This window comes from Curtobacterium sp. GD1 (assembly GCF_020882855.1).
Taxonomy (GTDB): Bacteria; Actinomycetota; Actinomycetes; order Actinomycetales; family Microbacteriaceae; genus Curtobacterium.
In genome coordinates this window covers 1-16177 of the sequence record NZ_JAFEVQ010000045.1, presented here as the reverse complement: position 1 = coordinate 16177, position 16177 = coordinate 1, and the positions used below count along the sequence as shown (strand labels likewise).

The 16177-nt window shown below is 71.5% G+C and carries 11 protein-coding genes and 1 pseudogene; 3 read left to right on the top strand and 9 right to left on the bottom strand.

All coding sequences use genetic code 11. The annotated features are described in order from the left end of the window. Window positions 1–188, bottom strand: a pseudogene (locus tag JSX79_RS17190) (hypothetical protein); the annotation flags it as partial. 129 nt (window positions 189–317) lie between these two features. Here JSX79_RS17190 and glgX point away from each other — a divergent pair. From glgX to treZ, 3 genes are read left to right on the top strand one after another with little or no spacing between them, the layout of a single operon-like run. Beyond that, a complete protein-coding gene (glgX, locus tag JSX79_RS17185) occupies window positions 318–2555 on the top strand; it encodes a glycogen debranching protein GlgX (protein ID WP_229087296.1) in 2238 nt (745 codons plus the stop codon). Further along, the gene (treY, locus tag JSX79_RS17180) at window positions 2552–5014 is read left to right on the top strand and encodes a malto-oligosyltrehalose synthase (protein ID WP_229087295.1); all 2463 of its coding nucleotides are present in this window, start codon (window positions 2552–2554) and stop codon (window positions 5012–5014) included. The genes glgX and treY overlap by 4 nt, the downstream gene beginning before the upstream one ends. Further along, window positions 5011–6765: a malto-oligosyltrehalose trehalohydrolase gene (treZ, locus tag JSX79_RS17175; RefSeq protein WP_229087293.1), complete on the top strand. Its 1755-nt coding sequence runs from the start codon at window positions 5011–5013 to the stop codon at window positions 6763–6765. The genes treY and treZ overlap by 4 nt, the downstream gene beginning before the upstream one ends. Before the next feature lie 355 nt (window positions 6766–7120). On the opposite strand, the gene JSX79_RS17170 is transcribed toward treZ, so the two are convergent. The 8 genes from JSX79_RS17170 to JSX79_RS17135 all read right to left on the bottom strand — a co-directional run bounded on the left by JSX79_RS17170 (window position 7121) and on the right by JSX79_RS17135 (window position 16058). Continuing rightward, the gene (locus JSX79_RS17170) at window positions 7121–7915 is read right to left on the bottom strand and encodes a polyprenol monophosphomannose synthase (protein ID WP_229087291.1); all 795 of its coding nucleotides are present in this window, start codon (window positions 7913–7915) and stop codon (window positions 7121–7123) included. A 45-nt stretch (window positions 7916–7960) separates the two neighbouring features. After that, entirely contained in the window at window positions 7961–8608 is a 648-nt protein-coding gene (locus tag JSX79_RS17165; RefSeq protein ID WP_229087290.1) for a class F sortase, read from the bottom strand. Between the two features lie 131 nt (window positions 8609–8739). Next, window positions 8740–9891: a glycosyl hydrolase family 8 gene (locus JSX79_RS17160; RefSeq protein ID WP_229087287.1), complete on the bottom strand. Its 1152-nt coding sequence runs from the start codon at window positions 9889–9891 to the stop codon at window positions 8740–8742. A gap of 94 nt (window positions 9892–9985) precedes the next feature. Beyond that, entirely contained in the window at window positions 9986–10807 is an 822-nt protein-coding gene (locus JSX79_RS17155) for a DUF4397 domain-containing protein (protein ID WP_229087283.1), read from the bottom strand. A gap of 53 nt (window positions 10808–10860) precedes the next feature. Beyond that, entirely contained in the window at window positions 10861–12855 is a 1995-nt protein-coding gene (locus tag JSX79_RS17150) for a glycosyltransferase family 39 protein (protein WP_229087282.1), read from the bottom strand. Next, window positions 12852–14354: a glycosyltransferase gene (locus JSX79_RS17145; protein ID WP_071302939.1), complete on the bottom strand. Its 1503-nt coding sequence runs from the start codon at window positions 14352–14354 to the stop codon at window positions 12852–12854. The genes JSX79_RS17150 and JSX79_RS17145 overlap by 4 nt, the downstream gene beginning before the upstream one ends. Next, a complete protein-coding gene (locus tag JSX79_RS17140; protein WP_071295941.1) occupies window positions 14351–14848 on the bottom strand; it encodes a GtrA family protein in 498 nt (165 codons plus the stop codon). The genes JSX79_RS17145 and JSX79_RS17140 overlap by 4 nt, the downstream gene beginning before the upstream one ends. Window positions 14849–15053: 205 nt before the next feature. Then, window positions 15054–16058, bottom strand: coding sequence for an aldo/keto reductase family protein (locus JSX79_RS17135; protein WP_229087280.1), 1005 nt, complete (start codon window positions 16056–16058; stop codon window positions 15054–15056). Window positions 16059–16177 lie beyond the last annotated feature (119 nt).

Below are 16177 nucleotides of genomic sequence, written 5' to 3'. Positions count from 1 at the left end.
TTTGATGAGCACGGCACCACCGGCACTATAGCCACTGACTTCGTGCGGCGCCGCGCGTTGTGCATAAGAGCCAGGCCGGCGGACACCGGGATGAGGGTCTGGTCGCCGACCTCGACCGGCTCCCCGTAGTTCGTGGACACGCCGACGGGGCGTACCTTCTCTGCGATCTGCGTGACGATGTTGGCCATGCGCGCGACGCTACTCGCCCGTTCCTCCACAGGCAGAGCTGCCCGCGCATCCGTCCACGGCCGGAGCTTGTCTGCGGACGCGGTCGGCTCCCGCCGATATGTTGGCGGGACCCACACCTGGAGGACCGTTTGCACACCTGGCCCGGCAACCCGTACCCGCTCGGGGCGACCTACGACGGGAGCGGCACGAACTTCGCCCTCTTCAGCGAGGTCGCCGAACGCGTGGAACTCTGTCTCTTCGACGACGACGGGAACGAACAGTGCATCGACCTCGTCGAGGTCGATGCGTACGTCTGGCACGCCTACCTCCCGAACGTCGGCCCCGGCCAGCAGTACGGCTTCCGGGTGCACGGCGAGTACGCCCCCGAGAAGGGGCTCCGCGCCAACGCGAACAAGCTGCTCCTCGACCCGTACGCCAAGGCGACCAGCGGCGACATCGACTGGGACCAGGCGCTCTTCTCGTACACGTTCGGCGACCCGGACTCGACCGACGACCAGGACTCGGCGCCGCACATGATGAAGGGCGTCGTCATCAACCCGTTCTTCGACTGGCAGGGCGACCGGGCTCCTCGGATCCCCTACGGCGAGACGGTGATCTACGAGGCACACGTCAAGGGCCTCACCGAGACGCACCCCGACGTGCCCGAGGAACAGCGGGGGACGTACGCGGGGGTCGCGCACCCGGCCGTGATCGCGCACCTGCAGCGGCTCGGTGTCACCACGCTCGAACTCATGCCCGTGCACCAGTTCGTCAACGACTCGACCCTGCAGGACAAGGGGCTGTCGAACTACTGGGGCTACAACACGATCGGCTTCTTCGCGCCGCACTCGCACTACTCGTCCTCGGGCGACCACGGACAGCAGGTGCAGGAGTTCAAGGCGATGGTCCGCGAACTGCACCGTGCCGGCATCGAGGTCGTCCTCGACGTGGTGTACAACCACACGGCCGAGGGGAACCACCTCGGCCCGACGCTGTCCTTCCGCGGGATCGACAACGCCGCCTACTACCGCCTCGTCGAGGACGACAAGCGGTACTACATGGACACCACGGGCACGGGCAACTCGCTCAACGTCGGGCACCCGCACTCGCTGCAGCTCATCATGGACTCGCTGCGGTACTGGGTCACCGAGATGCACGTCGACGGCTTCCGCTTCGACCTCGCGGCCGCCCTGGCGCGTGAGTTCTACGAGGTGGACCGGCTGGCGGCGTTCTTCGAACTGGTCCAGCAGGACCCGATCGTGTCCCAGGTGAAGCTCATCGCCGAGCCGTGGGACGTCGGCCCCGGTGGCTACCAGGTCGGCAACTTCCCGCCGCAGTGGTCCGAGTGGAACGGCAAGTACCGCGACACCGTCCGCGACTTCTGGCGGGGAGAGCCCTCCACCCTCGGCGAGTTCGCGTCGCGGATCTCCGGCTCGGCCGACCTCTACGAGCACGACGGCCGCACGCCCAAGGCGAGCATCAACTTCATCACGGCGCACGACGGCTTCACGCTGTACGACCTCGTCGCCTACAACGAGAAGCACAACGAGGCCAACGGCGAGGACAACAACGACGGCGAGAGCCACAACCGGTCGTGGAACTCCGGCGCCGAGGGCCCGACCGACGACGAGTCGATCAACGCCCTGCGGCTGCAGCGCCGACGGAACTTCCTCGCGACGCTGCTGCTCAGCCAGGGTGTCCCGATGATCGCCCACGGCGACGAGCTCGGACGCACGCAGTCCGGCAACAACAACGTGTACGCCCAGGACTCCGCCCTGAGCTGGATCGACTGGGACGCCGCCGACGACGACCTCATCCAGTTCACGGCCGACGTCGTGAAGCTCCGGCACGACCACCCGACGTTCCGCCGCACGCGGTACTTCAACGGGCGTCCGGTCCGTCGCGGGCAGGACGAGCCGCTGCCGGACGTCGTGTGGCTCACGCCCTCCGGCGACGCCATGGAACCCGAGGACTGGGACTCCGGCTTCGGCAAGAGCGTCGGCATGTACCTGAACGGCAACGGGATCCGCGGGCGCGACTCCCGCGGCGAGCGTGTCACCGACGTCGCCTTCATCACGTACTTCAACGCGCACGACGACACCGTGACGTTCACACTGCCCCCCGAGGAGTACTCGCCGGGCTGGACGGTGCGGATCGACACCGCCGAACCGGGTGCGCGTGACGAGGTCCTCGACGCCGGCACGCCGCTCGACGTCCCGGCACGCTCGATGATCGTGCTGCGGGCCGAGCCCGACCACGAGGTCACGGTGACCCCGGTGGACACCGACTCGTCACGACCGGCCACGGCGGCACCGCGGGACGCCGTCACACCGGTGAACCCCGCCGGTGCCACGGCTCCCTCCGCCACGAGCGGCGGCCAGCAGTGACCGCCCGGCGCGTCCCCACCTCGACGTACCGGCTGCAGGTCACGCCGGACTTCGACCTGTCGGCCGCACGCGACGTCGTCGACTACGTGCGCGACCTCGGCGCGGACTGGCTCTACCTCTCCCCGGTGCTGCAGGCCGAGCCCGGGTCCCAGCACGGCTACGACGTCGTCGACCACGGCCACGTCGACACCGAGCGGGGCGGTGACGAGGCGCTCCGAGCGCTCGCCGACGCCGCCCACGCCGTCGGTCTCGGCGTCCTGGTGGACGTCGTACCGAACCACGTCGGTGTGGCCACGCCCGCGGTGAACCCGTGGTGGTGGTCCCTCCTCGAGCACGGCCAGGGGTCCCCCGTCGCCTGGGCCTTCGACGTCGACTGGGACGCCGGGGACGGCAAGCTCCGCGTCCCGGTGCTCGACGACCGGCTGCTCGACGCGGTCGAACTTCGTGACGGCCGGCTGTACCTGGGCGACACGGCCTACCCGACCGCCCCGGGCACGGTGCACGACGGCGACTCGGTGGCCGACGTCCACGCCCGGCAGCACTACGAGTTCGTGCACTGGAAGCGCGCCGACCACGAGCTGAACTACCGGCGGTTCTTCGCGGTGAACACGCTCGCGGCGATCCGGGTCGAGGAACCCGAGGTCTTCGCGGCCTCCCACGCCACGATCGGCGCGTGGTTCCGCGACGGCCTCGTCGACGGACTCCGCATCGACCACCCCGACGGGCTGTACGACCCCGCCGGCTACCTGCAGGACCTCGCGGCGCTCACCGACGGCGCCTACACGCTCGTCGAGAAGATCCTCGAGCCGGGCGAGGAACTCCCCGCGAGCTGGCCGGTCGACGGCACCACCGGTTACGACGCCCTCGGCGTGCTCGACCGGGTGTTCGTCGACCCCGCCGGCGAGGACTCGCTGACCGCGGCATCCGGGGCCGAGCCGACCGACTGGCAGCAGCTGACGCACGACACCCGTCGCGGCATCGCGGACGGCATCCTCGGCAGCGAGGTCGAGCGGCTCGCGCGGCTGCTCGGCCCCGGCACCGGCAGCGCCGCGTCCGCACCGCTCCCCCACGAGCGGATCGTCGACGCGGTCGCCGAGATCGTGGCCTCGTTCGACGTGTACCGGACGTACCTGCCCGAGGGCGCGCACCACCTCATCGACGCTCTCGAAGGTGCGGCCTCGGCGCGGCCGGACCTCGACGACGTCATCGACCGGATCGCCCCGGCGCTGGTCGACCCCGCGAACGCCGCGGCGATCCGCCTCCAGCAGACGAGCGGCATGGTGATGGCGAAGGGCGTCGAGGACACCGCGTTCTACCGGACCTCCCGCCTGACGTCCCTGAGCGAGGTCGGCGGCGACCCGAGCGTGTTCTCGGTGTCGGTCCGTGCCTTCCACCAGGCGCAGCGCGACCGGCTCGGCAGCTGGCCGCACACGATGACGACCCTCACGACGCACGACACCAAGCGCAGCGAGGACACCCGCGCGCGCATCGCCGTGCTCGCCGAGCTCGGGCACGAGTGGGCGTCGACGCTCGAACGCCTGCAGTCCCTCGCCCCGCTCGAGGACGCCGTGCTGGCCGACCTGCTCTGGCAGGCGATCGTCGGTGCGCGCCCGGGCAGCCGGGAACGCCTGCACGCCTACGCCGAGAAGGCCTCGCGCGAAGCCGGCGACAGCACCACGTGGACGGCTCCGGACGAGGACTTCGAACGCCGCATGCACGCGCTCGTCGACGCCGCGTTCGACGACCCGGCCGTGGTCGCCGTGCTCGATGCGCTCGACGAACGGATCGACGCCGCCGGGTGGTCGAACGGGCTCGGACAGAAGCTCGTGCAGCTCACCGCGCCCGGGGTGCCGGACGTCTACCAGGGCACCGAGTTCTGGGACCGCTCGCTCGTCGACCCGGACAACCGTCGGCCGGTGGACTACACCGAGCGCCGGCACGTCCTGGCCGAACTCGACGGCCCGGACGACGACGGCCCCGAACGGCTCCCCGACGTCGGGCTCGACGGTGCGGCGAAGCTCCTGGTGACGAGTCGTGCGCTCCGTGTGCGGCGCGACCACCCGGAGCTCTTCACCCGCTACCTCGCGCTCGAGGCGACCGGCAGCGCGGCGGACCACGTGATCGCGTTCGACCGTGGGGGCGCGGTCACGATCGCGACGCGCCTGCCGATCGGGCTCGAGCGGGTCGGCGGATGGGGCGACACCCTCGTGCACGCCGTGCCCCAGGACCGCGTCGACCTGCTCACCGGCCGCAGCGTGCCGGCCGGCCGGGGCATCGCCCTCGCCGAACTGCTCACCGACTACCCCGTCGCACTGCTCGTCCCGGCGCACGTGGCCGAGGCGACGGACCACGGCACGGAGACCCACGCCGACAGCGGGGCGACCGCCGACAGCGGCTCCGGCTCTGCCGGTGAGTCCGACGCGCAGGCCGAGATCGACATCCTGGAGGGTCACGCATGACCGCACCCGACCGCTACGCCGTCTGGGCGCCGACACCGGAGCGCGTGCGCCTCGTGGTCGACGGCACCGAGTACCCGCTGACCCGCCGCCCCGACGACTGGTGGACGACCGATGCGATCGTCCCCGTCGTCGGAGCCCGCTACGGCTTCCGCATCGGCGACGACGACGCGGTGCGGCCCGATCCGCGCAGCCGCTTCCAGCCCGAGGGGGTGCACGGCCCGTCCGAGGTCGTCGACCCCGCACGGTTCTCGTGGACGGACGACGCGTGGACCGGGCGTCCGGCACGCGGCGGCGTGATCTACGAGATGCACGTCGGCACCTACACGTCCGAGGGCACGCTCGACGCCGCGGCCGCGAAGCTCGACCACCTCGTCGAGCTCGGGGTGGAGTTCGTCGAGCTCCTGCCCGTCAACGCGGTGAACGGCGAGTGGAACTGGGGCTACGACGGCGTCGGCTGGTTCGCGGTGCACGCCCCGTACGGCGGCCCGGACGCGTACGACCGCTTCGTCGACCGTGCGCACGCACTCGGCCTCGGGGTCATCCAGGACGTCGTGTACAACCACCTCGGGCCGAGCGGCAACTACCTGCCGCTGTACGGGCCGTACCTGCTGCAGGGGCTCGGCAACACCTGGGGCGACTCGGTGAACGTCGAACACCCCGAGGTCCGTCGGTACGTGCTCGACAACGTCCGGATGTGGTTCCGCGACCACCACGTCGACGGACTCCGGCTCGACGCCGTGCACGCCCTGCGGGACACCACGCGCCCGCACGTGCTGCAGGCGATGGCCTCCGAGACGGACGCGTACTCCGCCTTCGTCGGGCGGCCGCTCTCGCTCATCGCGGAGTCCGACCTCAACGACCCGATCATGTTCCGCCCGCAGGAGGCCTCGGGCTACGGCCTCGCCGGGCAGTGGTCGGACGACTTCCACCACGCGGTCCACGTCGCGCTGACGGGTGAGACGAACGGCTACTACGCCGACTTCGCACCGCTCTCCGCGCTGGCGAAGGTCCTCGAGCACGGGTTCTTCCACGACGGCACGTGGTCGTCGTTCCGGGGGAAGCGGCACGGGCGACCGATCGACCGCGGGACCTCGCCGACGACGGCCCTCGTCGTCGCGAACCAGAACCACGACCAGATCGGCAACCGTGCCGCGGGCGACCGTCTCGCGGCCACCGTGAGCGACGAGGGTCTCGTGATCGCCGCGGCCCTGACGCTGCTCGGTCCGTTCACGCCGATGCTCTTCATGGGCGAGGAGTTCGCCGCCTCGACCCCGTGGCAGTTCTTCACGTCGCACCCCGAACCGGAGCTCGGCAAGGCCACGGCCGAGGGTCGCATCAAGGAGTTCGCCGAGCACGGCTGGGACGAGTCGGCCGTGCCGGACCCGCAGGACCCGACGACGTTCACGAACTCGAAGCTCGACTGGTCGGACGTCGATTCCGAGCGGGGCGCGGCGATCCTCCGGGCCTACCGCGTGCTCGTCGCCCTGCGGCGGACCGACCAGGCCTTCGTCGACCAGCGGTACGAGGCGAACGCCGTGCGCTGCAGCGAGGACCGGCGCTGGCTCGTGCTCACGCGCGGGTTGCTCGGCCCGGACGCCCGGCCGGTGCACGTCGTGGTGAACTTCCTCGACGACGCAGCCGAGGTGCCCGTCCCCGGCGCCACCGGCGAGGAGCTCTACCGCTTCGGCGAGGCCGACGTCGCGACGGACTGCGTCCGCTTCACCGGGCGTGGAGTCGTCGTCCTGCGCTGACCAGCGCGAAGCCGACCAGCGCGAAGCCGACCAGCGCGAACCGAACGGCCCGTGGCGACTCCGCCACGGGCCGCTCGTCTGCCCGCCCGCACGCCTCGCCGGGCCCGCCTCGCCCCTCGACGGGCGCCTCCGCGAAAGCGACAGGCACCCGCCATCGCCGTCCGGGAACCTGTCGCTGTGCCGCCACGGACGGCGGACGGATCCGCACGGAGTCGCTTTCGCGCCACGCGGACGCGCCACGCGGACGCGCCGCGACCACAGACGCGACACGACCACGGACGCGACGCGACCACAGACGGACCGGAGGCGCGGTGCCAGCCGGCACCGCGCCTCCAGGAAGCCCGTCAGCAGCCCGTCAGGCCGCGTGGTCGGCGACCGCGTGCGCGTTCGCCCGCACCGACGGCAGTCGGCGGTGGTCCTTGACGAGGGACCGGGCCTCACGGATGCGCCGGTCGATGCCCCACTTCGTGACGAGCGTGAGGCTCTCCCGGACGATGTTGCCGCTCATCTTCGAGACGCCGAACTCCCGCTCGGTGAACGTGATCGGGGTCTCGACGACGCGCAGACCGGCCTCGAGCGCGCGCCAGCAGAGGTCCACCTGGAAGCAGTAGCCCTTCGAGGCGACGCCGGCGAGGTCGATGCGCTCGAACGCCCGCGAGGTGAACACCCGGAACCCGCCGGTCGCGTCACGCACCGCGATGCCGAGCGCGAGGCGCGTGTAGAGGTTGCCGCCGCGGGAGAGAAGCTCGCGGTACCAGGGCCAGTTCTCCACGGCGCCGCCCTTGATCCAGCGCGAGCCGAGGACGAGGTCGTTCGTGTCGGCGAGCTCGATCATCCAGGGCAGGTACTCGGGGTGGTGGGAGCCGTCCGCGTCCATCTCGACGAGCTTGTCGTACCCGTGCTCGAGGCCCCAGGCGAACCCGGCGAGGTACGCACCGCCGAGGCCGTCCTTCACGGTGCGGTGCATCACGTGCACCCGGTCGGTCTCACGCGCGATCTGGTCGGCGATGTCGCCGGTGCCGTCCGGGGAGTTGTCGTCCACGACGAGCACGTGCACGTCGGCGTCGGTGGCCGCCAGGGTGCGCTCGACGATGGGGCGGACGTTCTTCGCCTCGTCGTAGGTCGGGATGATGACCAGTGTCGTGCTCATGGTGCTCCTTGCGCTTGACATCGAAGATATCGGCCGGTCGCTGCGTCAGTCCGACGAGAGGTCTGCGAACACGATCAGATTGTCCGTGTAATGACCTGTGGCCGTGTCGAACGTGCCGTCACACGTGATGAGGCGCAGCTGGGGTGTGGGGGCGGTGCCGTAGACGTCGCTCGTGGGGAACGCCGACTTCGCCGCCCGTTCGGACCGGTCCACCGTGAAGGTGCGGGTGGAGCCGTCGGACATGGCGACGTGGACCTCGTCACCGGGGACCAGTTCGTCGAGCCGGAAGAAGACGGCTGCGGCGGTGGGGCTGTCGACGTGCCCGGCGATGACGGCGGGGCCGACCTCACCCGGGACGATGCCGTCGCTGAACCACCCGGCGCTGTCCCAGTCCTTCGGCGGGTCGAGTTCGCCGGCGGCGCCGCGGTGGAGGTCCTCGAGCGACGAGGACACCCCGATGGCGGGGATGGTCACACGGACCGGGGTGGCGTCGGACCGGGCGGCGGGGGCTGCCGGGTCCTGGAAGCCGTCGGTCGCGCTCCCGGCCGCGGGTGCCGCAGTGGCCGACGATCCGGCGGTCGGCGAGGAGGACCCGGCCACCGTCGGTCCCCCGGTCCCGTTGGTGGCAGCGACCGCGACGCCGGTGACCCCGCCCACCACGAGCACCCCGGCCACGACGGCCCCGACGAGCACGCCGCGCCGCCGCGGTCCGTGCGCGCCGAGTCTCGGCTCGCCGGACACACCGCGGCCTTCGGCAGCGCGAACTCGTCCGCCCAGCCGAGTCTCGGGCGCGTCCCCGCGCGCCCCGGCCCGCCGCCGCCCGCTCACGACGCACCCCCGGCACGCGTCGCGCACCCGCCGAGCACGTCGGACGTGAGCATCGTCGCGCCGAGCGCCGCCCACGCGTCCCCGTAGTACGTCGGCGTCGTCGCAGCCGTCCGGTCCGCCCGGCGCAGGTCCGTCGCCGCCGCTGCCGACTGCCCGGAGGCCTGCTCCGCAGCAGCCCGCGCCACGTACGCCAGCGCGTTCGTGTCCCCCGTCACGGCCGTCCCGCCGAGGTCGAGCTGTGCCGCCAACTGCGTCTGCCGCCGGAGCGTCGGCGCGATCGACCCGGCCAGGGACCGGTCCTGCGCGGCGCAGGCCTCGGCGTACCGGAGCGGCAGCCGCATCGCGTCGTACCCGTACAGCACCCGGTCGTCCCCGCCGGTCGCGGGCATCGGGTCGACCGTGCCGTCGGCGTGCACCTGGGACCAGTCACTCGGCAGGTCGGACCCGGCGAGCACGGCCCGCGTGACCGCTCGCGACCCGGAGCCGAGCGCCTCCCACCGGTCGTCGCCGGTCGCCTTCGCCAGCACGTCGTACGCCGCCGGTGACGCGTACGAGGCGTCGTACCGGTACGGCTCGGAGTCGGCCCACGGCCCGGGCAGCAGGATCGTCCCGAGCTCGGTCGTGGCGGTCTCGTGCTCGAGGATCGCGGACGCCATGGTCTTCCCCGCCGTGGTGTACCGGGGCTCGTCCCACGAGGACCCCGCGAGCACGAGTGCCCTGGCGGCGTCGAGGTCGGCGTCGCTCGCTGACTGCCCGTCGGCGATGCCGTCGTCCGGCGTCCACCGCCACGCGAGCAGGTGGTCGTCGGTGAGCAGGTGTCGCTTCGTCCACGTCCAGATCTCGCCGAAGCGCCGGCGGTCGCCGTTCGCGTAGGCGATCAGGAGTCCGTAGGCCTGCCCCTCGCTGACGGTGTCGCCGCCCTGGTCTGTGCGGACGACGCGGCCGTCCTGCACGTACCGGTCGAGGAAGTCCGTCCGCAGCTGCTCCGGCGAGCGCGCTGCGTCCGGCGCCGCCGAGGACGTCGGGGTCGACGCACCTCCGGCCTCCGGCTGCGAGGCGCCCCACGGGCGCACCGCGACGAGCGCGATGCCGAGCGCGACGAGCACCGCGGCTGCGGCGGTCACGGGGATCCAGGTCCTGCGGGTCATGCGGCCTGCCTTCCTGACTGGGTGCGGGGTGGGGCCGGGAGGCGCGGATCACGCGGGCGGATCCGCTGGGGTGATCCGCGCCTCCGGTCCGGCGTCAGCGGAACAGCGAGCGGAGCGTCGCGATCAGGTCGTGGGTGGCCTGCTCGACCGGGTCGGCGGCCGCGCCGCCACCACCGGTCTGCACCCCGCCGGACGGCGTGGACGCCGTGGCTGCCGCGTCCGTGACGGGCACGACCGTGAGGTCGCCCTTGCTGTCGTCGAGCACGAACAGCGTCGAGACGGTGTTGCCCGCGAGGTCGACCTTCGCCGTGCCCCGCTGCCCGCTGCCCGAGACGTCGAGCGTCCACTTGCCGGCGTCGACGGTGGCGTACTTCGTGGCGGTGCCGAAGGCAGCGTCCTCGGCGACGGCGGTCCCCTCGGAGGTGCTCACGTCGACCGACTTCGCGGTGGTCGCGGCCTGCACGAGCCGGAGCTTCGCCTTGCCGTCGCCGGGCTGCTGGAGGTCGTCGGTGAACGCGGTCGTCTTGAGCCCCGAGTTCTTGCCGTAGGCGACGACGGTGCTCGCGTCGCCCTTGTCGACCGTGACGTCGGTGGAGATCACCGGGGTCGAGTCGGGGGCGTCGGCGGCGCGCATCGACAGGACGTAGGTGCCGACCGGGAGCTCCTGGTACGGGCTGACCTGGCCGTAGGTGACGTCGTCGAGCTCGAAGACCGTCTTGCCGCCGGCCAGGCTCGACAGCTCGACGTCGACGCCCTTCGTGTCCGGGGAGAGGTGGCCGACGCGGAGCCAGCCCTGGTCGCTCGAGGTGGCGGCGGGTGTGGCGGCGGTCGCTGCTTGCGGCGCGAGGCCGACGGCTGCGGCGACGAGGCTCGTGGCGAGGGCGCCGACGAGGAGGGTGCGACGAGGTGCGGGCATGGTGGTGCTCCTTCTGGTCGTGGTTCGGGTCTGGTGCGTGGGTGCGGCGGCGGTCACGAGGCGCTCGTCGCGGTCGTGGTCGGGTCGGCGGGGGCGTAGACGACGGTCAGGCGCGACCCGTCCCGCTCGACCGAGTCGGGTCGGAACCCGCTGGCCATGGCGTCGAGGGTGGCCTCGACGCGGGACGCCTCGGCGTTGCCGGGGGCCTCCAGGACGACCCGCCGGAAGGGCTGCCCGGTCTCGCCGGACACCGGCGTGAACCGGTCGACCTCGACGAACCCGTCGGCGAGGACCTGCCCGAGCGCGATCATCGCCCGCGAGTCCACCTGCCCGGCGCGGAACTGCGACTTGGTGCCCTCGTCGGCGAAGAGCGCCGGGTTCGAGGCGAGCTCGGTCCCCATCGTCTTCCGGAGGTCGGTCGCGCGGGTGATGGCGGCCTCGGCGGCCGTCGACCCCTCGGCGTGGATGCGTCGGACGTCGACCCGCTGGTTCCCGGTGCCGAACGCGGCGACGGTCGTCGAGTTCTCGATCGCCTGGCGGATGTCCGACGACGAGTTGCCGCCGGTGCGCATGGAGTCCGTCGTGACGACGTAGTCCGAGTCCTTCCAGCCGTTCGGCGACTGGCGTTCGACCGCGGCGTCGGTGTCGAGCTTGTAGTACCAGATGACGTTGTTCCGGGCGAAGCCGTCCTGCACGAGGTCGACCCACATGGCGTCGTCCACGAGCAGCCGCGAGGACTTCGGGACGTTGTCGCCGACCCACTGCTCGGCCTGCTGCATCGGCAGGTCGAGGTTGCCGAGCACGAACCCGCGCAGCTGCGTGCCCCAGAGCGGGAGGGCGACGAGGAGTGCCGCGGACGTCACGACCGCCCACGTGGTGCCGAGGCCCCGGCGGACGACGGCCCGCGCATCGGTCCCCGAGGTCCCGCGCAAGCGGCCGAGCACGGCGAGGACGGCACGTTCGGCGGTGTAGGCGACGAGGAGCGCGGCGAACGGGATGAGCATGATCACGTACGGCACGGGCAGGTACCCGTTCGGGCGGAACATCATGAGCAGCAGGAACACGAGCATCGCCGCGATCGGGCGTACCCGGCGGAGGAACAGCCCGACGAACGCTGCGGCCGAGCCGAGCACGATGAACACCGGGTCGAGCGCCCACCACTGCGCGGCGGCTTCGTTCGCGAGGCTCCCCGCGTCGAAGACCGATCCGCTGGCCGCCCGGGAACCGAGCTGGTAGGTGATGCCCTCGAAGAGGCTGACCCGACCGGTGCCGGGCAGGAGCTCGCCCTTCACCGCGGCGAGCAGCAGGTAGCCGCCACCGATCACGGCGAGCACGGCCCCGGCGACGCTGAGCGTGTACCGGCGAGTGCTCCGGTCGGCCCGGCGCACCGCGATCCAGATGAGGAACGGCAGGGCGAGCAGGTACGTCTCCTTCGAGAGCACCGCGATGCCGAGACACGCAGCGGCACCCGCGAAGCCGGCGAGCTGCTGGCGACGGCTGAGCACGAGGACGAACGCGGCGAGGAGCCACGGCGTCGCGACGTTGTCGATGTAGACCGTGCGGTGGTACTGCAGGGCCAGGGGCGACAGCGCGAACACGAGGCCCGCGACCGCCGCGGTGGCACGGCCGGCACCGAGTCGGCGGGCGAGGACGAACAGCAGGATGCTCGACACGGCGGCGAAGAACACCATCGCCTCGCGCCCGGCCTCGACGGCGAACGGGTAGCGCGCGAACGCCCCGGTCAGCGAGGTGTACCCGGCGATCTGGATCCAGCCCAGCGGCGGGTGGTCGTACCAGTACGTGTAGTGGGTGATCTCGCCGAGGTGCGTGATCGCCCAGGCCTGGGCGGTGTACGTGCCCTCGTCGTCGATCCGCTGGGGCGTGCCGGACATGTTCCACGACTGCACGACGACGGTCACGGCGAGGACGGGGAGGAGCCAGCCGAGGCTCGCGGCGTGCCGGCGGAACCAGGCGCCGACGCCGGAGCGCTGGCGGGCGACGGCGCCCCGGATCGGGATGCCGGTGGTGTCGGTGATGCTGGCGGTCATCGGGTCCCTCCGGTGGTCGACGCGACGAGTTCACGGTCGTCCGAGCGGTCGTCCGCCCGATCGGTGGTCACGGCGTTCGCGAAGCCGACGACCTCGGCCGACTGCCCGGCCGTGCGGTGCTGCCCGGTGTGCTCGGTCTTCTCCCACCCGTTCTGCCCCTTGGCGTGCCGGACCACGGCCCGGACCGCCGCTGCGGCGAGGAAGATCTGGTACGGCACGAGGCCGAGCACGAGCTTCACGTAGTCGCGGATCCGGACCTTCTCCTTGTAGAGCCGACCGAACTCGTTGAGGCCGACGACCTCGACGGCGAGCAGCATGAGCGTCGGGGCGACGGGCACGAACGACACGAGGGCGATCGCCGTCGGCACCTTGACGAACAGGATCATCAGGACGCTGAGCGGGATGAGCAGCCCGGTGGCCGCCTGGATGAACGGCATCGTCAGCATGTAGCGGGCGAAGAACCGCTGGCGGAACGACGGGAGCTTCTTCCACTCCCCCTTGCCGAGCACCTGCAGGAAGCCCTGGTTCCACCGGGTCCGCTGCTTGAGCAGGGAGGCGAAGGTGGGCGGGGTCTCCTCGCGGGTGACGGCTTCGGGGCTGTAGGCGACGACGACCTTGGCGCCGTCGGCGGACAGTCGGACGCCGAGCTCGCAGTCCTCGGCGAGGCAGTGCGCGTCCCAGCCGTTCGACCAGTCCAGGCGTTCCTTCGTCACGAAGACGGTGTTGCCGCCGAGCGGGATGAACTTCGACCCGGCGTGGAAGTGCAGGCGCGAGCGGAACCAGAAGTAGTACTCGAGCACGTTCCGGAGCGACCACCAGCTCGACTTGAAGTTCATCAGCTGCACGCCGCCCTGCACGACGTCGGCGTCGGTCTCCTGGAAGCGCGAGTCGACCAGGGAGAGCAGCCGCGGGTAGACCTCGTCCTCCGCGTCGAACACGCCGACGATGTCGCCCGTCGCGTACTGGAGCGCGAGGTTCATCGCCTTCGGCTTGTTCTTCGGGGCGGTGTCGTCGACGACGACCGTGATGAGCCCGGGGTGCCGGGCCGCGGCGGCACGCACGACGGCGTCCGTCTCGGGGTCGTCCTCGCCGACGATCGCGATGATCTCGAAGTCCGGGTGGTCCTGCTTCGCGAGCATGTCGAGCGTCTCCCCCATGACGTCCTGCTCGTGGCGGCCGGGGACCAGCAGCGTGAACCGGTGCGCTGCCGGGCGCGGCGTCTGGCTGAAGCTCGTCGACTTGAGTGCGTCGCGCGAGCGCCAGGCGTGCAGCATCCACCACAGCGTGGTGAGCGCGATGATCGTGAGCAGCACGGAGATCGCGATGAGGGCCGAGTACCCGACCCACTCGCCGACCGACCAGGCGGCCTGCGGGAGCTGCCCCGAGCCTCCTGTCGGGACGTCGGTCGTGCCGCGGTTCGGGACGCTCGACGGAGCCGTCCCCTCGTTCGGCTGGAGCAGCGGCCCTGCGGCCGTCCACAGCGTGGCGGAGATGGTCATTCGGCGAGCTCCTTCGCGTGAGCGTCGGTGGAACGGAAGACGAGGGCCTTGTACGCGGCGAACCGGAACGCGGTGCCGAGCACGAGACCCACCCCGTTGCCGGCGACGTTGTCGGCGAGGGTGGAGGTGAAACCGAGGACGTAGTGCGAGACGAAGAGGCACGCGGCGGCGATGCCGAGGCCGATGAGGTTGGTGACCGCGAACAGGAGGCCCTCCCGGAGGGTCTCGCGGCGGCCGGTCTGCCGCTCGGCCCGGAACGTGATGAACCGGTTGCCGATCCAGGCGACGGCCGTGGACACGACGGCGGAGACGATCTTCGCGGCGATGGGCCCGTCGGGCATCACGGTCGCGCGGAGGAGGTTGTAGACGCCGAGGTCGATGACGAAGCAGACGGCGCCGATGCTGCCGAAGGAGACGAGTTGCCGCGCGAGCACCACCAGGCGCGCGACGGCAGCGCGCGGAGGGACGGGTACCGCGCCGGTTGCGGATGGCACCACAACGGGGGTATCGGTTCGGGTCATGCCCCCGATTCGGGGGGCTTCTCGAGGCGGTTTGGGTGGGGTACAGACTTACGGATGGTTCTGCCAGTTTCGCGACACCCGCTGTTCACATGCGGGTCGCGGTGGACGCGCCCCCACGACGGACTGGAGGCGCGGTGCCAGCTGGCACCGCGCCTCCAGGTCGGAAGGGTGGTCGCGTCTACGCGGGGCGCGACGCCGGGCTGACGGTCTTCGACGCGTCGCGCTCCGGGATGTCCCCCAGGGCTGCGTCGATCGCCGCGAGGGCGTCGGCGTCCAGGCGCACGCCCGCGGCCTTGACGTTGTCGGTGACCTGCTCCGGACGGGACGCGCCGACGATCGCACTCGCGACGTTCTCGTTCTGGAGCGTCCACGCGATGGCGAGCTGCGCCAGGGTCAGGCCGGCCTGGTCGGCGACGGGCTGGAGGCGCTGGACGGCCTCGAGGACCTCGTCGCGCATGAACCGCTTGATCATGTCGGCGCCGCCCTTCTCGTCCGTGGCGCGGGAGCCCTCGGGGAGGGGCTGGCCGGGCTTGTACTTGCCGGTGAGCACGCCCTGGGCGATCGGCGACCAGACGATCTGGCTGAGGCCGAGCTGCTTCGACGCGGGGACGACCTCGCCCTCGATGACGCGCCACAGCATCGAGTACTGCGGCTGGTTCGAGATGAGCTGGAAGCCGAGCTCCTTCGCGAGGGCGGCACCGGCGCGGATCTGCTCGGCGTTCCACTCGCTGACGCCGATGTACAGCGCCTTGCCCTGGCGGACGACGTCGGCGAAGGCCTGCATCGTCTCCTCGAGGGGGGTCTCGTGGTCGTACCGGTGCGCCTGGTAGAGGTCGACGTAGTCGGTCTGGAGGCGCTCGAGCGACCCGTCGATCGACTCCATGATGTGCTTGCGGCTGAGGCCGACGTCGTTGTGCCCCTTCGGCCCGGTCGGCCAGTAGACCTTCGTGAAGATCTCCAGCGACTGACGGCGCTCGGCCTTCAGTGCCTCGCCGAGGACGGTCTCGGCGGCGGTGTTGGCGTACGTGTCGGCGGTGTCGAACGTGGTGATGCCGGCGTCGAGCGCTGCCCGGACGCACTGGGTGGCGACGTCGTTCTCGACCTGCGAGCCGTGCGTCAGCCAGTTGCCGTAGGTGATCTCGGAGATCTTGAGTCCGGAGTTGCCCAGGTACCTGAATTCCATGCTCCCGACGCTAGCGGGCTTCCCCGCGCCGTGAGGGGCCGTGCGAGTACCTGGGTGCGGGGAAGCCCGCTAGCGTCGGGAGCATGGAATTCAGGTACCTGGGCAACTCCGGACTCAAG